21 protein-coding genes are annotated in these 23,384 nt (G+C 51.1%); all 21 read left to right on the top strand.

Annotated elements, in window-relative coordinates; genetic code table 11:
• Positions 1 to 2: 2 nt before the first annotated feature.
• The 21 genes from wcaE (at position 3) to PI91_RS17590 (ending at position 23,384) form a co-directional block, all read left to right on the top strand.
• Positions 3 to 749 (top strand): colanic acid biosynthesis glycosyltransferase WcaE, encoded by a 747-nt coding sequence (wcaE, locus tag PI91_RS17690; RefSeq protein WP_008499420.1) that lies wholly within the window; start codon positions 3 to 5, stop codon positions 747 to 749.
• A gap of 15 nt (positions 750 to 764) precedes the next feature.
• The gene (gene wcaF, locus PI91_RS17685) at positions 765 to 1,313 is read left to right on the top strand and encodes a colanic acid biosynthesis acetyltransferase WcaF (protein WP_008499422.1); all 549 of its coding nucleotides are present in this window, start codon (positions 765 to 767) and stop codon (positions 1,311 to 1,313) included.
• A 24-nt stretch (positions 1,314 to 1,337) separates the two neighbouring features.
• Positions 1,338 to 2,459, top strand: a complete 1,122-nt coding sequence (gene gmd / locus PI91_RS17680; RefSeq protein WP_003863514.1) for a GDP-mannose 4,6-dehydratase — start codon at positions 1,338 to 1,340, stop codon at positions 2,457 to 2,459.
• 2 nt (positions 2,460 to 2,461) lie between these two features.
• Positions 2,462 to 3,427: a GDP-L-fucose synthase gene (locus tag PI91_RS17675; protein ID WP_039266722.1), complete on the top strand. Its 966-nt coding sequence runs from the start codon at positions 2,462 to 2,464 to the stop codon at positions 3,425 to 3,427.
• 2 nt (positions 3,428 to 3,429) lie between these two features.
• Complete coding sequence (locus tag PI91_RS17670) at positions 3,430 to 3,909, top strand: GDP-mannose mannosyl hydrolase (protein ID WP_008499425.1); 480 nt, start codon at positions 3,430 to 3,432, stop codon at positions 3,907 to 3,909.
• A complete protein-coding gene (gene wcaI, locus PI91_RS17665; RefSeq protein ID WP_039266721.1) occupies positions 3,906 to 5,129 on the top strand; it encodes a colanic acid biosynthesis fucosyltransferase WcaI in 1,224 nt (407 codons plus the stop codon). The genes PI91_RS17670 and wcaI overlap by 4 nt, the downstream gene beginning before the upstream one ends.
• A gap of 3 nt (positions 5,130 to 5,132) precedes the next feature.
• Positions 5,133 to 6,569: a mannose-1-phosphate guanyltransferase gene (gene cpsB, locus PI91_RS17660; RefSeq protein ID WP_008499427.1), complete on the top strand. Its 1,437-nt coding sequence runs from the start codon at positions 5,133 to 5,135 to the stop codon at positions 6,567 to 6,569.
• 111 nt (positions 6,570 to 6,680) lie between these two features.
• On the top strand, positions 6,681 to 8,051 hold the full coding sequence (gene cpsG / locus PI91_RS17655; protein ID WP_023616786.1) for a colanic acid biosynthesis phosphomannomutase CpsG: 1,371 nt from the start codon (positions 6,681 to 6,683) through the stop codon (positions 8,049 to 8,051).
• 46 nt (positions 8,052 to 8,097) lie between these two features.
• A complete protein-coding gene (gene wcaJ, locus PI91_RS17650) occupies positions 8,098 to 9,492 on the top strand; it encodes an undecaprenyl-phosphate glucose phosphotransferase (RefSeq protein WP_008499429.1) in 1,395 nt (464 codons plus the stop codon).
• A gap of 1 nt (position 9,493) precedes the next feature.
• Entirely contained in the window at positions 9,494 to 10,972 is a 1,479-nt protein-coding gene (gene wzxC, locus PI91_RS17645; RefSeq protein WP_039266720.1) for a colanic acid undecaprenyl disphosphate flippase WzxC, read from the top strand.
• 17 nt (positions 10,973 to 10,989) lie between these two features.
• Positions 10,990 to 12,270 carry a colanic acid biosynthesis pyruvyl transferase WcaK gene (wcaK, locus tag PI91_RS17640; protein ID WP_021241452.1) on the top strand — a complete coding sequence of 427 codons (1,281 nt, stop codon included), beginning with the start codon at positions 10,990 to 10,992 and terminating at the stop codon, positions 12,268 to 12,270.
• Positions 12,267 to 13,487 (top strand): colanic acid biosynthesis glycosyltransferase WcaL, encoded by a 1,221-nt coding sequence (gene wcaL, locus PI91_RS17635; RefSeq protein ID WP_008499432.1) that lies wholly within the window; start codon positions 12,267 to 12,269, stop codon positions 13,485 to 13,487. Before wcaK ends, wcaL begins: the two co-directional genes overlap by 4 nt.
• Positions 13,488 to 13,499: 12 nt before the next feature.
• The gene (wcaM, locus tag PI91_RS17630) at positions 13,500 to 14,891 is read left to right on the top strand and encodes a colanic acid biosynthesis protein WcaM (protein ID WP_039266718.1); all 1,392 of its coding nucleotides are present in this window, start codon (positions 13,500 to 13,502) and stop codon (positions 14,889 to 14,891) included.
• 176 nt (positions 14,892 to 15,067) lie between these two features.
• Positions 15,068 to 15,961 (top strand): GalU regulator GalF, encoded by an 894-nt coding sequence (gene galF, locus PI91_RS17625; RefSeq protein WP_039266717.1) that lies wholly within the window; start codon positions 15,068 to 15,070, stop codon positions 15,959 to 15,961.
• A 386-nt stretch (positions 15,962 to 16,347) separates the two neighbouring features.
• Positions 16,348 to 17,436, top strand: a complete 1,089-nt coding sequence (gene rfbB / locus PI91_RS17620; protein WP_039266716.1) for a dTDP-glucose 4,6-dehydratase — start codon at positions 16,348 to 16,350, stop codon at positions 17,434 to 17,436.
• Between the two features lie 14 nt (positions 17,437 to 17,450).
• Positions 17,451 to 18,317: a glucose-1-phosphate thymidylyltransferase RfbA gene (gene rfbA / locus PI91_RS17615; protein WP_039266715.1), complete on the top strand. Its 867-nt coding sequence runs from the start codon at positions 17,451 to 17,453 to the stop codon at positions 18,315 to 18,317.
• Between the two features lie 230 nt (positions 18,318 to 18,547).
• A complete protein-coding gene (gene rfbC, locus PI91_RS24905) occupies positions 18,548 to 19,084 on the top strand; it encodes a dTDP-4-dehydrorhamnose 3,5-epimerase (RefSeq protein ID WP_039266714.1) in 537 nt (178 codons plus the stop codon).
• On the top strand, positions 19,081 to 19,944 hold the full coding sequence (gene rfbD, locus PI91_RS17605) for a dTDP-4-dehydrorhamnose reductase (protein WP_039266713.1): 864 nt from the start codon (positions 19,081 to 19,083) through the stop codon (positions 19,942 to 19,944). The genes rfbC and rfbD overlap by 4 nt, the downstream gene beginning before the upstream one ends.
• Positions 19,941 to 20,717: an ABC transporter permease gene (locus PI91_RS17600; protein ID WP_039266712.1), complete on the top strand. Its 777-nt coding sequence runs from the start codon at positions 19,941 to 19,943 to the stop codon at positions 20,715 to 20,717. The genes rfbD and PI91_RS17600 overlap by 4 nt, the downstream gene beginning before the upstream one ends.
• A 2-nt stretch (positions 20,718 to 20,719) precedes the next feature.
• Positions 20,720 to 21,454 carry an ABC transporter ATP-binding protein gene (locus PI91_RS17595; protein WP_039266711.1) on the top strand — a complete coding sequence of 245 codons (735 nt, stop codon included), beginning with the start codon at positions 20,720 to 20,722 and terminating at the stop codon, positions 21,452 to 21,454.
• Between the two features lie 13 nt (positions 21,455 to 21,467).
• Positions 21,468 to 23,384 carry a rhamnan synthesis F family protein gene (locus PI91_RS17590; RefSeq protein WP_039266710.1) on the top strand — a complete coding sequence of 639 codons (1,917 nt, stop codon included), beginning with the start codon at positions 21,468 to 21,470 and terminating at the stop codon, positions 23,382 to 23,384.

Below are 23,384 nucleotides of genomic sequence, written 5' to 3'. Positions count from 1 at the left end.
TTATGTTTCTTAGCGTCATTACTGTCGCTTTTCGTAATTACGAAGGGGTGGTAAAAACCTGGCGCTCGCTGCGCAACCTGGCGCGCGATCCAAGCCTCACCTTTGAGTGGATTGTGGTCGACGGCGGCTCGAACGATGGCACGGCAGAGTTTCTGGAAAAACTCAACGGTGAGTTCAACTTACGCTACATCAGCGAGAAAGATAAAGGCATCTACGATGCAATGAACAAAGGCATTAACATGGCGCAAGGCCGTTATGCCATCTTCCTGAATTCAGGTGATATCTTCCATGACGACGTGGCGCTGTTTGCCCGCCAGCTGGCGCGCCAGAAAGAGGACGCCATGTATATTGGCGATGCGCTGCTTGATTTTGGCGACGGACATAAAGTGTGCCGCAGCGCGAAGCCGGGCTGGTATATCTACCACAGCTTACCGGCCAGCCATCAGGCCATTTTCTTCCCGGTAAAAGGTCTGAAAAAACAGCCTTACGATTTGCAGTATAAAGTGTCATCCGATTATGCACTGGCCGCCAGTCTGTATAAGTCAGGTTACCCGTTCCGCCGAATTAAAGGGCTGGTATCTGAGTTTTCAATGGGGGGTGTGTCAACCTCGAATAATCTGGAGTTGTGCCAGGATGCCAAAAACGTGCAGCGTAAAATATTACGCGTGCCGGGATTCTGGGCGGAATTATCTTATTTTTTACGCGTGCGCACCACGAGTAAAACGAAAGCCTTATATAACAAAGCCTGAATATAAGGAAACGTAATGCAGGATCTGAACGGTTTCTCCGTACCGAAAGGTTTTCGGGGGGCGGGCGGTATTAAAGTGCAGCTATGGTGGGCCGTTCAGGCCACCTTATTTGCCTGGTCACCGCAAATACTGTACCGCTGGCGAGCATTTTTATTGCGTCTGTTTGGCGCAAAAATAGGAAAAAACGTAGTCATTCGTCCTTCGGTGAAAATTACCTATCCCTGGAAATTAACGCTTGGGGATTACGCCTGGGTAGGGGATGACGCGGTGTTATATACCCTGGGCGAGATTACGATTGGCGCGAATTCGGTGGTTTCACAGAAATGTTATTTGTGCACCGGCAGCCACGACTTTATGAGTCAGCATTTTGATATTACCGCTTCGCCTATTGTGATCGGTGAAAAATGCTGGCTGGCAACGGATGTTTTTGTTGCACCGGGTGTTTCTGTTGGCGATGGCACGGTAGTCGGTGCCCGCAGCAGCGTTTTTAAATCGCTACCGGCAAATAAAATTTGTCGTGGCAACCCCGCAGTGGTGATACGCGAACGCGTTGAAACTGATTAAATTCATAAGTAGAGGAATATAAACATGTCTAAAGTCGCTCTCATCACCGGCGTTACCGGGCAGGATGGTTCTTACCTGGCAGAGTTACTGCTGGAAAAAGGTTATGAAGTACACGGTATTAAACGTCGTGCGTCTTCATTTAACACCGAACGTGTCGATCATATTTATCAGGATCCTCACGCGGCGAACCCGAAATTCCACCTGCACTACGGCGACCTGACCGATACCTCCAACCTGACCCGTATCCTGCAGGAAGTGCAGCCGGATGAAGTGTACAACCTGGGCGCGATGAGCCACGTTGCGGTCTCCTTCGAGTCTCCGGAATACACCGCTGACGTGGACGCCATGGGTACCCTGCGTCTGCTGGAGGCGATCCGCTTCCTGGGTCTTGAGAAGAAAACCCGTTTCTACCAGGCATCCACCTCTGAGCTGTACGGCCTGGTGCAGGAAATCCCACAGAAAGAGACCACGCCGTTTTACCCACGTTCTCCGTATGCGGTAGCGAAACTGTACGCCTACTGGATCACCGTGAACTACCGTGAATCCTACGGCATGTACGCCTGTAATGGCATTCTGTTCAACCACGAATCTCCACGTCGAGGCGAAACCTTCGTGACCCGCAAAATCACCCGCGCTATCGCCAACATTGCGCAGGGTCTGGAATCGTGCCTGCACCTTGGCAACATGGATTCCCTGCGTGACTGGGGCCATGCCAAAGACTACGTGAAAATGCAGTGGATGATGCTGCAGCAGGAACAGCCAGAAGACTTCGTGATTGCGACCGGCGTGCAGTACTCCGTTCGTCAGTTCGTTGAAATGGCTGCCGCTCAATTGGGCATCAAGCTGCGCTTCGAAGGCACCGGCGTGGAAGAGAAGGGCATCGTGGTTTCCGTGACCGGCCATGACGCACCGGGCGTGAAGCCAGGCGACGTGATTGTGCAGGTTGACCCACGCTACTTCCGTCCTGCTGAAGTGGAAACCCTGCTGGGCGACCCAACCAAAGCGCACGAGAAGCTGGGCTGGAAACCAGAAACCACTCTGCAGGAGATGGTTTCCGAGATGGTAGCCAAAGATCTTGAAGCAGCGAAAAAACACTCCCTGCTCAAATCTCATGGCTACGAGGTTGCCATCGCGCTGGAGTCCTGAGAATGACAAAACAACGTATTTTTGTCGCCGGTCATCGCGGAATGGTGGGTTCCGCGATTGTTCGCCAGCTCGAACAGCGCGGTGACGTCGAAGTGGTTGTCCGCACGCGCGACGAGCTGAACCTGCTCGACAGCCGTGCGGTACAGGACTTCTTTGCGAACGAACGTATTGACCAGGTGTATCTGGCGGCGGCGAAGGTGGGCGGCATTGTTGCCAACAACACCTACCCGGCGGATTTCATCTACGAAAACATGATGATTGAGAGCAACATCATTCACGCGGCGCATCTGCACAACGTGAACAAGCTGCTGTTCCTCGGCTCATCCTGTATTTACCCGAAAATGGCAAAACAGCCGATCGCTGAAAGCGAGTTGCTGCAGGGCACGCTTGAAGCCACCAACGAGCCGTACGCGATTGCCAAAATTGCCGGGATCAAGCTGTGCGAGTCCTACAACCGTCAGTACAACCGCGACTATCGCTCGGTAATGCCGACCAACCTGTACGGACCGCACGATAACTTCCACCCGAGCAATTCGCACGTGATCCCGGCGCTGCTGCGCCGCTTCCACGAGGCGACCGCCGAGAACGCGCCGGATGTGGTGGTGTGGGGCAGCGGTACGCCGATGCGCGAATTCCTGCACGTGGACGACATGGCTGCGGCCAGCATTCACGTGATGGAGCTGGATCGCGAGGTGTGGCAGGAGAACACCGAGCCGATGCTGTCGCACATCAACGTGGGCACCGGCGAGGACTGCACCATTCGCGAGCTGGCGCAGACCATCGCGCAGGTGGTGGGCTACAAAGGCCGCGTGGTGTTTGACGCCACGAAACCGGACGGCACGCCGCGCAAACTGCTGGACGTGACCCGTCTGCATCAGCTGGGCTGGTATCACGAGGTGTCACTGGAGCAGGGGCTGGCCAGCACCTATCAGTGGTTCCTGGAAAACCAGCACCGCTTCCGGGGGTAACGATGTTTTTAAGTCAGGAAGATTTTGCCACGGTAGTGCGTTCCACTCCGCTCATCTCAATTGATTTGATCGTGGAGAACGAACGCGGCGAGTTCTTGCTGGGGAAACGAACCAACCGTCCTGCACAGGGCTTCTGGTTCGTGCCCGGCGGGCGCGTGCAAAAGGATGAGACGCTGACCGATGCGTTTGAGCGTCTCACTCTGGCGGAACTGGGCCTGCAGTTGCCGATGGCAGCGGGCCAGTTTTACGGGGTCTGGCAGCACTTCTATGACGATAACTTTTCGGGCACCGGGTTCTCCACGCACTACATCGTGCTGGGGTTCCGCCTGAAGGTGAGTGAGGCAGACCTGCGTCTGCCTGATTCTCAGCATGACGACTACCGCTGGCAGACGCCAGAGGCGCTGCTGGCGAGCGACAATGTGCATGACAACAGCCGTGCCTATTTCCTCGCTGAACGTCAGTCCGGGGTGCCGGGCTTATGAAGATCCTCGTATACGGAATCAACTACTCGCCGGAATTAACCGGTATCGGGAAATACACCGGCGAGATGGTCGAGTGGATGGCGAGCCAGGGACATGACGTGCGGGTCATTACCGCGCCGCCGTACTACCCGGAGTGGAAAGTAGGGGAGCGCTACTCCAGCTGGCGCTACCGTCGCGAAGAGGGTGCAGCGACCGTCTGGCGCTGCCCGCTGTATGTGCCTAAGCAGCCCTCGACGCTGAAGCGCTTGATTCATCTCGGCAGCTTTGCCCTGAGCAGCTTCTTCCCGCTGATGGCGCAGCGTCGCTGGAAGCCGGATCGCATTATCGGCGTGGTGCCGACGCTGTTTTGCACGCCGGGCATGCGCCTGCTGGGCAAACTCTCCGGCGCGCGCACCCTGCTGCACATTCAGGATTATGAAGTGGACGCCATGCTGGGCCTGGGGATGGCAGGTAAAAGCAAAGGCGGCAAGGTGGCGAAGCTCGCCAGCGCGTTTGAGCGCAGTGGCTTACACAACGTGGACTACGTCTCAACGATCTCGCGCTCCATGATGAACAAAGCGCAGGAGAAAGGCGTCCCGGCGGAGAAGGTGATCTTCTTCCCGAACTGGTCCGAAGTGGCGCGCTTTCGCGACGTGACTGAGCAAGACGCTCAGGCGCTGCGCGCGCAGCTCGGTTTGCCTGAAGATCAAAAAATCATTCTTTACTCAGGCAATATCGGCGAAAAGCAGGGGCTGGAGAGCGTGATCGAGGCGGCTCAACTGCTGAACGAACATCCATGGATTTTTGTGATTGTCGGGCAGGGCGGTGGAAAAGCGCGGCTGGAAAAAATGGTAAGCGTTCGCGGCCTGACCAACGTGAAATTCTTCCCGCTTCAGTCTTACGAGGCATTGCCTGCGCTGCTGAAGATGGGCGACTGCCATCTGGTGGTGCAAAAGCGCGGCGCGGCGGATGCGGTGCTGCCGTCCAAGCTGACCAACATTCTGGCCGTGGGCGGTAACGCGGTGATTACGGCCGAAGCCGAAACTGAATTAGGCCAGCTGTGTGACAGCTATCCAGGGATTGCGGTGTGCGTAGAGCCGGAATCGGTTCCGGCGCTGGTCACCGGCATTGAACAGGCACTTGCCATGCCAAAAGTGAACACGGTGGCACGTGAATATGCCGAACGCACGCTCGAGAAAGAGAACGTGCTGAGCCAATTTATTGCAGATATACGGGGATAAATCATGAGTCAAACCACTTTGTATCCGGTTGTGATGGCTGGTGGCTCTGGTAGCCGGTTGTGGCCGCTGTCCCGCGTGCTCTATCCAAAACAGTTCCTCTGCCTGAAAGGGGATCTCACCATGCTGCAGACGACGGTAAACCGTCTCCACGGCGTGGAGTGTGAAAGCCCGGTGGTGATCTGTAACGAACAGCACCGCTTTATTGTTGCCGAGCAGCTGCGCCAGCTGAATAAACTCACAGAAAATATCATCCTGGAGCCTGCCGGACGCAATACCGCACCGGCTATCGCCCTGGCGGCGCTGGCGGCAAAACGCAGTAGCCCGGACTGTGACCCGCTGATGCTGGTGCTGGCGGCAGACCACGTGATCCAGCAGGAAGAGGCCTTCCGCGACGCGGTGCGTGCGGCCATTCCTTACGCTGAGCGCGGCAAGCTGGTGACCTTCGGCATCGTGCCGGATCTGCCGGAAACCGGCTACGGCTACATCCGTCGCGGCAACGTGACGCCGGGTGAAGGCGACAGCGTGGCGTTTGACGTGGCGCAGTTCGTTGAAAAACCGAATCTGGAAACCGCGCAGGCGTATGTCGCCAGCGGGGAATATTACTGGAACAGCGGGATGTTCCTGTTCCGCGCCGGACGCTATCTGGAAGAGCTGCGCAAATATCGCCCGGATATTCTGAGCGCCTGCGAGAAAGCGATGGCGGTGGTGGATCCGGATCTCGACTTCATCCGCGTGGATGAAGAGGCCTTCCTCGCCTGTCCGGAAGAGTCCATTGACTATGCGGTAATGGAACGCACGGCTGACGCCGTCGTGGTACCGATGGATGCGGGCTGGAGCGATGTTGGATCCTGGTCCTCCCTGTGGGAGATCAGCGCCCATACCCCGGAGGGTAACGTCCATCACGGCGATGTCATTAGCCACAAAACGGAAAACAGCTACGTCTACGCCGAGTCCGGCCTGGTCACCACGGTTGGGGTAAAAGATCTTGTTGTGGTCCAGACCAAAGACGCCGTGCTGATTGCCGACCGTAACGCCGTGCAGGACGTTAAAAAAGTGGTGGAGAAGATCAAGGCGGATGGCCGTCACGAGCACCACATTCATCGCGAAGTCTACCGTCCGTGGGGCAAATATGACTCCATTGACGCCGGTGACCGCTATCAGGTGAAACGCATCACCGTGAAGCCAGGCGAGGGGCTGTCGGTGCAGATGCACCATCACCGCGCCGAGCACTGGGTGGTGGTCGCGGGTACCGCCAAAGTCACCATCGACGGTGAAGTGAAACTGCTGGGCGAAAACGAGTCCATCTATATTCCGCTGGGGGCGACGCACTGTCTGGAGAACCCGGGGAAAATTCCTCTCGACTTAATTGAGGTGCGCTCCGGCTCGTATCTGGAAGAGGACGATATCGTGCGCTTCCAGGACCGCTACGGGCGAGTGTAGCTCTCTGCATCATGCCCGGTGGCGCTGTGCTTACCGGGCCTACGAATGACAAAAAAATTAATTTGGCCATTTAGTGGTCAGGACCGACTGTTGCCTGAAAAAGGGGTCATCATGGATAAATTAACCTGTTTTAAAGCCTACGATATTCGCGGCAAGCTGGGCGAAGAGCTGAATGAAGACATTGCGTGGCGCATTGGCCGCGCGTACGGCGAATACTTAAAACCGCAGACCATCGTGCTGGGCGGCGACGTGCGTCTGACCAGTGAATCCCTCAAGCTGGCGCTGGCGAAAGGGCTGCAGGACGCGGGCGTAGACGTGCTGGACATCGGCCTGTCCGGAACCGAAGAGATTTACTTTGCCACCTTCCACCTGGGCGTGGACGGCGGTATTGAAGTGACGGCCAGCCACAATCCGATGGATTACAACGGCATGAAGCTGGTGCGCAAGGGCGCCCGTCCTATCAGCGGCGACACCGGCCTGCGCGACGTGCAGCGTCTGGCGGAAGCCAACGATTTCCCGCCGGTGAACGAGGCGAAGCGCGGCAGTTACAAAAAAATCAACCTGCAGAAAGAGTACATCGACCACCTGCTGGGCTACATCAACGTGGCAAACCTGAAGCCGCTGAAGCTGGTGATTAACTCCGGCAACGGTGCGGCTGGCCCGGTGGTCGATGCCCTTGAAGCGCGCTTTAAAGCGCTGAACGTGCCGGTGACCTTCGTCAAAGTGCACAACACCCCGGACGGCAACTTCCCGAACGGCATTCCTAACCCGCTGCTGCCGGAGTGCCGCGACGACACCCGCAACGCGGTGATTGAACACGGCGCGGACATGGGTATCGCCTTTGACGGCGATTTTGACCGCTGCTTCCTGTTCGACGAGAAAGGGCAGTTCATCGAGGGCTACTACATTGTCGGCCTGCTGGCGGAAGCGTTCCTCGAGAAAAAACCTGGCGCGAAGATCATTCATGACCCGCGCCTCTCCTGGAACACCGTCGACGTGGTTTCTGCCGCAGGCGGCACGCCGGTGATGTCCAAAACCGGTCACGCCTTCATCAAAGAGCGCATGCGCGAAGAAGACGCCATCTACGGCGGCGAGATGAGCGCCCACCACTACTTCCGTGACTTTGCCTACTGCGACAGCGGGATGATCCCGTGGCTGCTGGTGACTGAACTGCTGTGCCTGAAGGGGAAAACCCTGGGCGAGCTGGTGCGCGACCGTATGGCGGCGTTCCCGGCGAGCGGAGAGATCAACAGCAAGCTGGCACAGCCTGCCGAGGCGATTGCCCGCGTGGAGCAGCACTTTGCCATCCACGCGCTGGAAATTGACCGTACCGACGGTATCAGCATGGCGTTCCCGCAGTGGCGCTTTAACCTGCGCTCGTCCAATACCGAGCCGGTGGTGCGCCTGAACGTGGAGTCCCGCGCTGACACCGCGCTGATGGAAGCCCGAACGAAGGACATTCTGGCGCTGTTGAATCAGTAATAACTGCCCCTCCCGGTGGGAGGGGAAACCGAATACAGGAACAACGATGACGAATCTAAAAAAACGCGAACGAGCGAGAACGAATGCATCGTTAATCTCTATGGTGCAGCGTTTTTCTGATATCACCATCATGGTCGGTGGATTGTGGGCGGTGTGTCGGATCAGCGGGCTGCCGTTCTTATATATGCATCTGCTGATGGCCCTGATTGCGCTGGTCGTGTTTCAAATGATCGGCGGTATGACCGATTTCTACCGCTCGTGGCGCGGCGTCAAAATGACCACTGAACTGATGCTGCTGCTGCAGAACTGGACCCTGAGCCTGATCTTCAGCGCAGGCCTGGTGGCATTTAGCCATGATTTTGATAATCGCCTCGTGACCTATCTGAGCTGGTATCTGTTGACCAGCGTCGGCATGGTGGTGTGCCGTTCCCTGATCCGCTTTGGCGCGGGTTGGCTGCGCAACCGGGGCTATAACCGTCGCTTCGTGGCGGTGGCAGGCGATCTGCCGGTTGGGAAAGTGCTGCTCGACAGCTTCCGCAAAGAGCCGTGGTTAGGCTTTGAAGTGGTCGGGATTTATCACGACGCAAAGCCTGGCGGCGTGCCTGCCGACTGGGCGGGCAACTACGATCAGCTGATTGACGATGCCAAAGCCGGCAAAATTCACAACGTCTACATCGCCATGCAGATGAAAGACGAATCCCGCATTAAGCAGCTGATGCGCGAGCTGGCGGATACCACCTGTTCAGTGATCCTGATCCCGGATGTGTTTACCTTCAACATTCTTCACTCCCGTATTGAAGAGGTGAACGGGGTGCCGGTCGTACCGCTGTACGACACGCCGCTGTCCGGTATTAACCGCGTGCTGAAGCGTCTGGAAGATATCGTGCTCTCTTCGCTGATTTTGCTGCTCATCTCCCCGGTGCTGTGCTGCATTGCCCTCGCGGTGAAGCTGAGCTCGCCAGGACCGGTTATCTTCCGTCAGACCCGCTACGGCATGGACGGTAAGCCGATTATGGTGTGGAAATTCCGCTCCATGAAGGTGATGGAGAACGACAAGGTGGTGACCCAGGCCACGCAGAACGATCCGCGCGTCACCCGCGTGGGGAACTTCCTGCGCCGCACCTCGCTGGACGAGCTGCCGCAGTTTATCAACGTCTTTACCGGCGGGATGTCGATTGTTGGCCCGCGTCCGCACGCGGTGGCGCATAACGAGCAGTACCGCTCGCTGATTGAAGGCTACATGCTGCGCCATAAGGTGAAGCCGGGCATCACCGGCTGGGCGCAAATCAACGGCTGGCGCGGCGAAACCGACACGCTGGAAAAAATGGAAAAACGCATCGAGTTCGATCTGGAGTACATCCGCGAGTGGAGCCTCTGGTTCGATATCAAGATTGTTTTTCTGACCATTTTCAAAGGTTTCGTGAACAAAGCGGCGTACTAAGATGAGCTTACGTGAAAAAACCATCAGCGGCGCCAAGTGGTCAGCGATGGCGACCATCGTCATCATTGGCCTCGGTCTGGTGCAGATGACGGTGCTGGCGCGCATTATCGATAATCACCAGTTCGGCCTGCTGACCGTCTCGCTGGTGATCATTGCGCTGGCCGATACGCTGTCTGACTTTGGTATCGCCAACTCGATTATCCAGCGCAAAGAGATCAGCCATCTTGAGCTGACCACGCTTTACTGGCTGAACGTGGGGCTGGGGATTTTCGTGTTTGTGCTGGTGTTCCTGCTGAGCGATACCATCGCCAGCGTGCTGCACAACCCGGATCTCGCCCCGCTGATGCGTACGCTGTCGTTTGCGTTCGTGGTGATCCCCCACGGGCAGCAGTTCCGCGCGCTGATGCAGAAAGAGCTGGAGTTCAACAAGATCGGCATGATCGAGACCAGCGCCGTGCTGGCGGGCTTTACCTTTACCGTCGTGAGCGCCCATTTCTGGCCGCTGGCGATGACCGCCATCCTCGGTTACCTGGTGAACTCTGCCGTGCGTACGCTGCTGTTCGGCTACTTTGGGCGTAAAATTTACCGCCCGGGACTGCATTTCTCTCTTGCGTCCGTCTCGTCCAACCTGCGCTTTGGCGCGTGGCTGACGGCGGACAGCATTATCAACTACGTGAACACTAACCTCTCGACGCTGGTGCTGGCACGTATTCTCGGCGCGAGCGTGGCGGGGGGCTACAACCTGGCCTACAACGTCGCGGTGGTGCCGCCGATGAAGCTGAACCCAATAATCACCCGCGTGCTGTTCCCGGCGTTTGCCAAGATTCAGGACGACACCGAAAAGCTGTGCGTCAACTTCTACAAGCTGCTTTCGGTGGTGGGGATCATCAACTTCCCGGTGCTGCTGGGGTTGATGGTGGTGTCCAGCAACGTCGTACCGCTGGTGTTTGGCGAGAAGTGGAACGGCATCATCCCGATCCTGCAGCTGCTGTGCGTGGTGGGGCTGCTGCGCTCCGTGGGAAACCCGATTGGGTCCCTGCTGATGGCAAAAGCGCGCGTGGACATCAGCTTTAAGTTCAACGTATTCAAAACCTTCCTGTTTATTCCGGCAATTATCGTCGGCGGGCACATGGCGGGCGCTATTGGCGTGACGCTGGGCTTCCTGCTGGTGCAGATCGTCAATACCGTCCTGAGCTACTTCATCATGATTAAACCGGTGCTGGGCTCCAGCTACCGTCAGTACATCCTGAGCCTGTGGCTGCCGTTCTATCTCTCATTGCCGACCCTGGCGGTGAGCTACGGCCTGGGCATTATCCTCAGCGGGCATCTGCCGCTGGCCGCGCTGCTGGCGGTGCAGGTTGCCGCGGGGGCGCTGGCCTTCGTCGTGATGATCGTGCTGTCGCGCAATGCGCTGGTCGTTGAGATGAAGCGCCAGTTTTGCCGTAACGAAAAAATGAAAACGCTGCTTCGCGCAGGCTAGTTATTTAAGAGGCCATTATGAAATTATTAATTCTTGGCAACCATACCTGCGGCAACCGTGGCGACAGCGCCATCCTGCGCGGTTTACTGGATGCAATTAACACCCTTAAGCCTGAGACCGAAGTGGACGTGATGAGCCGTTATCCTGTCAGCTCATCCTGGTTACTGAACCGCCCGGTGATGGGCGATCCGCTTTACAGCCAGATGAAACAGCATAACAACGCCGCGGGCGTGATGGGCCGCGTGAAGAAAGTACTGCGTCGTCGCTACCAGCATCAGGTGCTGCTTTCCCGGGTGACCGATACCGGCAAGCTGCGCAACATCGCCATCGCTCAGGGCTTTACCGACTTTGTTCGTCTGCTGTCCGGCTATGACGCCATTATCCAGGTCGGCGGTTCGTTCTTCGTCGATCTCTACGGCGTGCCGCAGTTTGAGCATGCGCTTTGTACGTTCATGGCGAAAAAGCCGCTATTTATGATTGGCCACAGCGTGGGGCCTTTCCAGGATCCGCAGTTTAACCAGCTGGCGAACTATGTGTTTGGCCACTGCGATGCCCTGATCCTGCGTGAGTCGGTCAGCCTTGACATGATGAAGCGCAGCGAGATTGATACGTCAAAAGTTGAGCACGGCGTGGACACCGCCTGGCTGGTGGATCACCAGGACGACAGCTTCCAGCCGAGCTACGCGGTGCAGCACTGGCTCGACGTGACGGCGAAACAGAAAACCGTCGCGATCACCCTGCGCGAGCTGGCGCCATTCGATAAACGTTTAGGCACGACGCAGGCGGCGTATGAGCAAGCATTCGCCGACGTGGTGAACCGCGTGCTGGACAGCGGCTATCAGGTGCTGGCGCTGTCCACCTGTACCGGTATTGACAGCTACAACAAAGATGACCGCATGGTGGCGTTGAACCTGCGCAACCTGGTCAATGACCCGTCACGCTATCACGTGGTGATGGACGAGCTGAACGACCTGGAGATGGGCAAGCTGCTCTCCGCCTGCGACCTGACGGTGGGCACCCGACTGCACTCGGCCATTATCTCCATGAACTTTGGCACGCCAGCCATCGCCATTAACTACGAGCACAAGTCCGCGGGCATTATGCAGCAGCTCGGTATGCCGGAAATGGCGGTGGATATCCGTCATCTGCTGGACGGATCGCTCGGTGCGATGGTCGGGGACACGCTCGGCCAGCTGCCTGCGATCAATGAACGTCTGGCGGTGGCGGTGAAAGCCGAGCGCGAGAAGGGCATTGGGATGGTGAAATCGGTACTTGACCGCGTGCGGGAGGGGAAATGAAGGTTGGTTTCTTCTTACTGAAATTTCCGCTGTCGTCCGAAACGTTTGTTCTGAACCAAATCACCGCGTTTATCGATATGGGATATGACGTGGAGATTATCGCCCTGCAAAAGGGCGATACCCAAAACACCCATGCGGCGTATACCCAGTATGGGCTGGAGGCAAAAACCCGCTGGCTGCAGGACGAGCCGTCCGGGAAGCTGAGCAAGCTGCGCCACCGTGCCAGCCAGACCTTACGTGGGATCCATCGCGCGTCGACGTGGCGGGCGTTGAATGTTTCCCGCTATGGGTCGGAATCACGCAATTTAATTCTCTCGGCCATCTGCGGGCAAACGGCGCAGCCGTATCGTGCTGACGTGTTTATCGCACACTTTGGCCCGGCAGGCGTGACCGCCGCGAAGTTACGCGAACTGGGCGTGATTGACGGTAAAATTGCGACCATTTTCCACGGTATCGACATCTCCAGCCGTGAAGTGCTGAACCATTATACGCCGGAGTACCAGCAGCTTTTCCGCCGCGGCGACATGATGCTGCCCATCAGCGAACTGTGGGCCGGACGCCTGAAAAGCATGGGCTGCCCGGGAGAGAAAATTGCCGTGTCGCGCATGGGCGTGGATTTAACGCGCTTTACCCGCCGTCCGGTGAAGGTGCCGGGCAAGCCGCTGCAGATCATCTCCGTCGCGCGTCTGACCGAGAAGAAAGGCCTGCATGTGGCGATTGAAGCCTGCCGCCAGCTGAAAGCGCGCGGGGTGGATTTCCACTACCGCATTCTCGGGATTGGGCCGTGGGAGCGTCGTCTGCGCACGCTGATCGAACAGTATCAGCTGGAAGATGTCGTAGAGATGCCGGGCTTCAAGCCGAGCCACGAGGTCAAGGCGATGCTCGATGAGGCAGATGTGTTCCTGCTGCCTTCCGTAACGGGAGCCGATGGCGATATGGAGGGCATTCCGGTGGCGCTGATGGAGGCGATGGCCGTCGGGATACCTGTGGTCTCGACCATTCACAGCGGGATCCCGGAGCTGATTAAGTCTGACCATTCCGGCTGGCTGGTGCCGGAGAATAACGCCATGGCGCTCGCCGATCGCTTAGCTGCCTTCAGCGATATCGACCAGCAGGCGCTGGAGCCCGTGCTCCATAATGCCCGACAAAAAGTTGAAGCCGATTTTAACCAGCAGGTGATTAACCGTCAGTTAGCCAGCCTGCTGCAAACGTTGTAACGCCGAGGATGTATGCTGAAAAAGATTACCCGACGCACCTTTGTCTCGTCTCTGTCCGTTCTGGCGGCTACGCCGCTGCTGTCGTCCCGCATTGCGCGGGCGGCGAGCGGAAGAACGGTCTCTGTTAATCAGTACAATAACAACGACTGGATCGCGGCCTTTAAGCAGGCGTTTAATGACGGGGACACGGTCGTTGTCCCTGCCGGGCTGACCTGTGAAAACATCAACACGGGTATTTTCATTCCCGACGGTAAAACGCTGCTGATTCGCGGGGCGTTAACCGGCAATGGCCGCGGCCGCTTTGTTCTGCAGGAAGGCAGCAAAGTGATAGGGGAAGGCGAGGGACGGACAGAGAATATCACTCTCGATGTACGTGGCTCCGACTGCGTCATCAAAGGGCTGGCCATGAGCGGTTTTGGTCCTGTGACGCAAATCTACATCGGCGGTAAGAAACCGAGCGTGATGCGCAATCTGGTGATTGATAACATCAGCGTGAGTCAGGCCAATTACGCCATCCTGCGCCAGGGTTTCCACAACCAGGTGGACGGCGCCCGCATCACCAACAGCAAATTTAGCCATCTGCAGGGCGATGCGATCGAATGGAACGTTGCCATCAACGATCGCAATATCCTGATCTCCGACCATGTCATCGACAACATCAACTGCACTAACGGCAAGATCAACTGGGGCATCGGCATTGGCCTTGCCGGGAGCACCTACGACAACGACTACCCGGAAAAGCAAACCGTTAAGAACTTCGTGGTGGCCAACATCACCGGCAGCAACTGTCGCCAGCTGGTGCACGTGGAAAACGGGAAACACTTTGTTATCCGCAATATTAAGGCCAAAAATATCACCCCAGACTTCAGTAAAAAGGCGGGAATAGACAACGCCACGGTGGCGGTTTATGGCTGTGATAATTTCATTATTGATAATGTCGACATGGTCAACAGCGCGGGAATGTTAATCGGCTATGGGGTCATAAAAGGCGATTATTTGTCCATCCCGCAGAACTTCAAGCTCAATAATATTCATCTCGATAACCGCCAGCTCGCCTATAAATTGCGCGGAATACAGATTTCATCCGGTAATGCGACGTCGTTTGTGGCGATTACCAATGTGGAAATGCAGCGCGCAACGCTGGAACTGCACAACAAGCCGCAGCATCTTTTCTTACGTAATATCAATGTGATGCAGGAAGCCGCCGTGGGTCCTGCCCTGAAGATCAACTTCGATCTGCGCAAGGATGTACGAGGTAAATTTATGGCGAAAGACGAGACGCTGCTTTCGCTGGCGAACATCAAAGCTGTGAACGAGAAGGGGCAAAGCTCGGTGGATATTGACCGGGTCGACCAGCAGGTGGTGAATGTGGAAAGGCTGAACTTTGCGCTGCCGCACAGATAATCGACAATAATCTGTTTTAAGACGATTCCTGGCACATAAGCGCGATCGAATCAGATTACAACTACAGAAATATGTGATGCTAAGGCGTAACATTGCTTCAGGATTACGGCAAATCATGCTGGCGAAAACAGGTTTAAGAGCTATAATTCGTCAACCATTTTAAGGTGGAAGAAATAATGATTAATTTGAAAGCAGTCATTCCGGTAGCAGGCTTGGGCATGCATATGCTGCCCGCCACAAAAGCCATTCCTAAAGAGATGCTGCCGATCGTCGATAAGCCAATGATTCAGTACATTGTCGACGAGATAGTTGCTGCAGGGATCAAAGAAATCGTCCTGGTTACGCACTCGTCCAAGAATGCGGTAGAAAACCACTTCGACACCTCTTACGAACTCGAAGCGTTGCTTGAGCAGCGCGTTAAGCGTCAGCTGCTGGCGGAAGTGCAGTCTATTTGTCCGCCGGGCGTGACCATCATGAACGTGCGTCAGGCGCAGCCGCTGGGTCTGGGTCACTCTATTCTGTGTGCCCGTCCGGTGGTGGGTGATAACCCGTTCATCGTTGTGCTGCCGGATATCATTATTGATAACGCGTCTGCCGATCCGCTGCGATACAACCTGGCGGCAATGGTGGCACGTTTCAACGAAACGGGCCGTAGCCAGGTGCTGGCGAAGCGCATGAAAGGCGATCTCTCCGAGTACTCCGTAATTCAGACCAAAGAAGCGCTGGAAACGGAAGGGCAGGTGAGCCGCATCGTTGAGTTCATCGAAAAACCGGATCAGCCGCAGACGCTGGATTCGGACCTGATGGCAGTGGGGCGTTATGTTCTGAATGCCGATATCTGGGCGGAACTGGAAAAAACCGAGCCAGGCGCTTGGGATCGTATCCAGCTCACCGATGCGATTGCCGAGCTGGCGAAGAAGCAGTCTGTCGATGCGATGCTGATGACCGGTGAGAGCTATGACTGCGGTAAGAAAATGGGTTATATGCAGGCGTTCGTGAACTATGGACTGCGCAACCTGAAGGAAGGGGCGAAGTTCCGAAAGAGAATTGAGAAACTTCTGGAACAGTAAGTCAAATCCTTAACAAATGAACCGGGTAGCAACGAGTACAAGGGGGCTGTTCCAGCTTCTGTAATTACTCTTGCTACCTTTTTTATTGTAATAGAATCAATGCCTAAGGCACTTTTTGCTGAGTGTAGACACGATGGTTTAGTCTGAGATTTTCCCTTGTCTTCAAACCTATTTAAGTGGAGAATATCAGATTAGCATTCTGTGCCTATTTGATAACAACAGGCACTGGTTCTCATTGCATAGTAGCTAACATTTTTATTGTTTTCAGTGCACTGGTAGCTGGAGAGCCAGGGGCGGTAGCGTGTTTTAAATTTGGCGCGTTGCAAGGTAACCACTCAAAAATAATGTTCGCGATTTAACATGGCGATGCAATACGGAATAGTCTCGTGAAAATACTTGTTACTGGTGGTGCAGGTTTTATTGGATCTGCAGTAGTTCGTCATATTATTAATAACACTCAGGATTCTGTCGTTAACGTAGATAAATTAACCTACGCAGGGAACCTGGAATCTCTGTCAGAAATCGAAAATGATCCCCGTTATGCCTTTGAGCGGGCTGACATCTGTGACGGCAGTGCTATGTCGCGCATTTTCGCTGAGCATCAGCCTGATGTTGTAATGCATCTTGCCGCCGAGAGCCATGTAGACCGTTCAATCACAGGCCCTGCAGCCTTTATCGAAACCAACATTATCGGTACCTATGTATTGCTGGAGGCTTCGCGTCAGTATTGGTCTCAACTGGACGAAGGCCGCAAATCGGCGTTTCGTTTCCATCACATCTCCACCGATGAAGTGTATGGCGACTTGCCGCATCCCGATGAAGTACCTGCCGGTAGCGATCTTCCGCTGTTCACCGAGACCACGCCATATTCGCCAAGCAGTCCTTACTCCTCTTCTAAAGCATCCAGCGATCATTTAGTGCGCGCGTGGCGTCGTACCTACGGTCTTCCAACGCTGGTGACGAACTGTTCGAATAACTACGGTCCATACCACTTCCCGGAAAAACTGATTCCGCTTATTATCCTGAACGCTCTGGCAGGTAAACCGCTTCCTGTGTACGGGAACGGTGAGCAGATTCGCGACTGGCTGTTTGTCGAAGATCATGCACGCGCGTTATACAAAGTGGTAACTGAAGGTACTGTGGGCGAAACCTACAATATCGGTGGTCACAATGAGCGTAAAAATATTGAAGTCGTGAAGACAATTTGCACCATTCTGGATGAAATTATTGCCGATAAGCCTGCAGGCATTACTCACTTCGCCGATCTTATTACCTATGTAACCGACCGTCCGGGACACGACCTGCGCTACGCCATTGATGCCAGCAAAATTAAAAACGATCTGGGATGGGTGCCTCAGGAAACCTTCGAGTCAGGTATCCGTAAAACGGTTGAGTGGTATTTGAGCAACGAAAGCTGGTGGAAGCGGGTAATGGATGGCTCCTATGCGGGCGAACGTCTGGGACTGGCGGAATAATAAAGGAAAATATGATGAAAGGTATTGTACTTGCTGGTGGTTCCGGAACCCGTCTCTATCCGATTACGCAAGGTGTATCTAAACAGTTGCTTCCTGTTTATGATAAGCCAATGATTTTCTACCCAATTTCTGTACTGATGCTGGCAGGTATCCGTGAGATTTTGGTCATTACTACCCCGGAAGATATGCCTTCGTTCAAACGCCTGTTAGGCGATGGCTCGCAATTTGGGATTAGCTTATCTTACGCGGTTCAGCCATCCCCGGATGGCCTGGCGCAGGCATTTATTATTGGTGAAGAGTTTATCAATAATGAACCTTGTGCTCTGGTGCTGGGTGATAATATTTACTTTGGTCAGAGCTTCGGTAAGAAACTGGAAGCGGCTTCACAAATGACCAGCGGAGCAATGGTCTTTGGTTATCAGGTGCAGGATCCTGAGCGGTTTGGCGTGGTTGAATTCGATGAGAACTACAAAGCGCTGTCCATCGAAGAGAAACCGTTAAAACCAAAATCAAACTGGGCGGTGACCGGTCTCTATTTCTACGATAAGCATGTAGTCGAAATGGCCAAACAGGTTAAACCTTCCGCCCGTGGTGAACTTGAAATTACGACCCTTAACCAGATGTATCTCGAGCAGGGGAAATTGCAGGTTGAATTGCTGGGGCGTGGTTTTGCATGGCTGGATACGGGTACTCACGACAGCCTGGTCGAGGCTTCCCAATTTATTCATACCATTGAAAAACGTCAGGGGATGAAAGTGGCTTGCCTTGAGGAAATTTCTTATCGTAATGGATGGATGAGCAAGGACCAGGTTGAGGAACAAGCTAAGAAGCTTGCTAAAACTGAATATGGCCGTTATCTCAAAGTATTAATTAGCGAATAAATAATATTTGGCTCCCTGCTGTTAAAGTTATCGTTTAATTTACTCAGGGAGATATATTATTTGGCAATTTCGATATGTTATATCAATAGATATATTGATATTAGAATTGAAAGAAATACATATGAAACCTGCCAAAATTGAATTCACTAAGGAAAGAAAACATCTGCAGGGATTGTGTCTAAACGCAACAATCAAGTGTTATAAATAATTTCTTATGAAGGGGCAGTTTCGTGAAAGTCATTGATACAATTATACACGACGTGAAAATTATTGAGCCAAGAGTTTTTGGGGATGAACGTGGTTTTTTCCTGGAAACCTTTGAGAAGAAACGTTACCAAGAAATGCTCAATATAGATCTCGACTTCGTGCAGGATAATCATTCACGTTCAACTAAAGATGTCCTTCGTGGTCTACATTTTCAAAAAAATAATCCACAGGGTAAATTAGTTCGTGTTGTAAGTGGTGCAGTATTTGATGTTGCTGTTGATATTCGCCCGGATTCAAAAACTTATGGCCGATGGGTTGGCGTTGAACTCTCAGCCGAGAATAAAAATCAACTTTGGATCCCACCTGGACTCGCGCATGGTTTTTGCGTTCTCACGGATACCGCCGACTTTGAATATAAGTGTACTGATTATTATTATCCGGAACATGAAGGATGTTTGCTTTGGAATGATGAAGAGGTCGGTATTGAATGGCCCGTGACCAATCCAAAACTTTCTGAAAAGGATAAAAAAGGTCTTACTTTGGCGAATCTTTATAAATGAGAGTACTGCTAACCGGAGCGCAAGGTCAGTTAGGACAAAGTCTTAGCAGACGTATCCCGCAAGACTGGATTTTACTAGCGGCAGATAAAATATTTCTCGATATTGCTAACGAACGCAATGTTTATAATGTCATTTCTGATTTTAAGCCTGATGTCGTAATAAATACTGCTGCTTTCACTTCCGTTGATGATGCTGAAACTAATGTTGATTTTTCTGAAAACGTGAATAATTTAGGCGCTAAATATGTCGCTCAGGCATCATCAAAGTATGGTGCTAAACTTATCCATGTTTCCACAGATTATGTTTTCGATGGTAACAGCAGTGAACCGTATACCGAGAAAGACCCCGTAAAATCACTTAACGTATACGGCAGTACAAAACACAAGGGGGAACTGGAGGTTCTTAAAAATCATGCTGGTGCTATTATAATAAGAACATCTTGGGTATATAGTGAATATGGGAAGAATTTTTTAAAAACCATATTTAATTTGGTTGAGAAAAATAAAGATATTAAAGTTGTATACGATCAGGTTGGCGCGCCTACATATGCGCCGGATATTGCAAATTTAATTATTGATATAATCAAAGAAGGAACACTCCAACCTGGTCTCTATCATTACAGCGGTGATACTGTAATGAGTTGGTATGATTTTGCCAATAAAATCGCTGCAGCTATAACATTTTCACAATCTAAAGTTGAACCAATTAGTACTGCAGAATATAAAGCCATCGCCAGGAGACCCAAATATAGTGTTTTAAATTGCGATAAAATTGAAAAGTTTGGTTACAAACGTTCCTGTTTTTCACAAGGCTTTGAACAAAGTGTTCGTGCTCTAATTGATGAAAGTAAAAAATTATGAATTCGTTTATTAATGAGATAGTTGAGTATCGACAAGTTTTAAGACAACTAATTCATCAACAGATTACTATGAGGTACAGAAGGACTTTCTTTGGATTTCTCTGGACCTTACTGAATCCATTACTAAATATGGCGATTATCGCAGTGGTATTTTCGCTGGTAATGAAGTTTCAGGTTAATGAATACGCTATATTTTTATTTGCCGCGATGATACCCTGGTCAGTTTTTTCTAACTCTCTTAACCAGGGGGGGGGAGCATTACTGGCGAATGAATCTTTGTTTAAAAAAATATATCTACCAAAACAATTGTTTGTAATATCCGTAGTTATCTCAACATTGGTGGATTCATTGCTTAGCACTGCTTGCTTGTTTATTATAGCTTTGATCTTGGGTGCTAAAATATCGTCTGCTCTATTTTTCCTGCCCGTTGCATTTCTGCTTTTGGTTATGTTTTCCCTTGGTGTCACGTTTATACTTTCAATTGTGACTGTTTATTATAGGGACGTACAATATCTTATTGGGGTTGTATTACAAGCATTATATTTTGCCACACCAATCATTTATCCGATAACTGCTATACCAGAAAAGTTCCATGTGATATTTACATGGAATCCACTTGTATATTATATTGACCTCTTCCGTTCGCCAATTTATTCAGGAACCTTACCTGAAACTCAATCGCTAATAATATGCTCTGTTTGTTCGTTGCTGAGTATTGTCTTCGGTATCATCTATTTTAGACGCAATGACGCAAAAGTTATATTTAGGTTGTAAATATGAATTCTGAAATAGTTCTTAAAAATGTTGGATTGCAGTTTGCACTGCATCACAATAAAAATTCAAGTTTAAAAGAGTTGTTCGCTGATTTATTCTCCGGAACTCATCAGAAAAAAAATGATACCTTTTTAGCTCTAAATAATATAAATTTGGAAATTAACCACGGTGATAGATTAGGCATTATTGGACACAATGGAGCAGGTAAGAGCTCTTTATTGAAGATTTTGTGCAAAATTTATACGCCAACGAGTGGTACGATTGATATAAAAGGTAAAGTAGCACCACTACTTGAGATCGGTGCAGGTTTTAATCCGGAGTTGAGTGGTAGAGAAAATATTTACCTCAATGGAACGATTCTTGGTTATAATTTAAAAAGATTGAAAGAAATTGAGCCAGACATCATTAACTTCTCTGAGCTTGAACAATTTATTGACACGCCGGTAAAATATTATTCGACTGGTATGTATATGAAGCTGGCGTTCTCAATCGCTACCGCGACTCAGCCTGATATTCTAATTCTTGATGAACTTTTCGCTGGCGGTGATGCCGATTTTATCAAAAAAGCACAGGCAAGAATGAAAGCGATGATAGAAGATTCCAATATTATGGTGTTTGTTTCTCACCAAATGGATCTTTTGCTTGAACTTTGCAATCGAGTTATTTGGGTTGACCATGGTAATATCATTGCTGATGGCAAGCCTGATGAAATTATTAATCAATATTTGAAAAAATGAGTGGTAATGTTTAATGCGCAGGATTGCCTTTTATCTTTTTTATGACGAATTTGGTGAAGTTGATGATTATATCCCAACCAAGCTAACTGCATTAAAGGAATTTGTCGAAGATATTGTTGTTGTTTCGAATTCGAAAATGACCGTCGCAGGAAGGGCAAAGCTTGAAAAGATTGGGGCTACTGTTTTCTGCCGAGAAAATGTGGGCTTCGATGTTTGGGGTTACAAAGAAGGAATGGAAACTATTGGCTATGATGAATTAGCCAGTAAATACGATGAGGTTATTTTACTCAATTACACCTTCTTTGCCCCTATTTTCCCGTTTTCCGAACTTTTCAATGAAATGGATAGCAGGGCGTGTGATTTCTGGGGGATTAGCGAACATAACGAAATGGTTCCAAATCCGTTTACAGGAACTGGAGTCTTGCCTCGTCATATACAATCTCATTTTATTGCAATTCGCAAGAAAATGTTAAACTCCATTGAGTTTAAAAAATATTGGCAAGATATGCCAATGATTAATAGTTATACTGATTCTGTTTTAAGTCATGAATCACGCTTTACGTCTCATTTCCAGGCAATGGGCTTCACATCATCTGTTTATATAAGCAATGATAACTACCCATCAGATTACCCAACATTCATTGATGTTAAGCGAACTATTGAAAATAGATGTCCAATTCTTAAACGTCGTTTATTTTTCCATGATCCAATGTGGCTTGACATTAACTGTGTAGATCTACGCGGAGCAGTGGAGACCATCGAGAAGACAAGTGATTACGATATTGGTCTTATCAATCAAAATATTAATCGCACAGTAAAACCACGCATTCTTTACACAAATCTGGAACAGTTAAGGATCTTGCCTGATAATTATCCTTCTCCAGAGTATAACAACGTAGAGAATCCGGAACCAAAAATTGCTGTTCTTGCTCATGTATTTTATTCAGATATGTGGGAAGAAATTTATTCTTATATAAAAAATATTCCTTATAAATATGATTTGTATATTTCAACCTCAAGCGAAAAAGATGCATCCATACTAAGAGAAAAAACGAAAGGTATCGGGCAGTATGTTGAGATTCGTGTCGTTGAGGAAAACAGAGGACGTGATATGTCCTCATTATTTATCACATTTAAGGACATTGGTACCAGTGATAAATATGATTATATCTGTCGCTTACACTCGAAAAAATCCCCGCAGAATGGATTTGCACGTGCTGATTCGTTTAAAAAACATCTCTATGAGAACCTTCTCGGGTCACCAGAATATATCACCAACGTTATTGGTTTGATGAACAAGCGTAATGATATAGGAGTAATTTGTCCACCGCTTGTTCACATCGGTTTCCCTACAATGGGTCATGCCTGGTTTGCAAACTATTGGCCAACAAGTGAATTATGTAAGAAGCTTGGCGTTGTTGTTCCATTGGATGATGACACTCCTGTTGCAGTATATGGGACGATGTTCTGGTTTAGGCCCGCTGCTTTACGTCCTTTATTTGAACATAACTGGAAATGGACAGATTTTAATGCTGAGCCAGCGCATGTCGATGGTAGTTTATCACATGTTCTTGAGCGCATTATTAGTTATGTAGCAAAAAATGAAGGATTTAGTGTTTATAGTGTAATGACACCTACTCAAGCAGAAAAGAATTATGCTAAGTTAGAATTTAAGCATCAGAAAATTATGTCTGCCCTGCCTAATGGTGACGTTTACTGGCAATATTCAAGCTTGCTTAGGTTGTTTACCGAAACTAAATCGGGTAAACCGGATTTCCTTGCTGTATTAAGCGGATGTTCAAGACTGCTGTTTAGTTCGTTCAGACGTACGGTTTGGGATAAATATCCTCGTATGGCTAAAACGCTATATGGTCCATATCGTTTAACGAAAAAAGCCTATAAACTTGTAAAATTTAAGAAGAATAACTGA

It is taken from the genome of Enterobacter sp. FB (assembly GCF_000805795.1).
GTDB lineage: Bacteria > Pseudomonadota > Gammaproteobacteria > Enterobacterales > Enterobacteriaceae > Enterobacter > Enterobacter roggenkampii.
The sequence above is the reverse complement of the archived record's forward strand: the minus strand, read 5'-3'. Positions and strand labels throughout refer to the sequence as shown.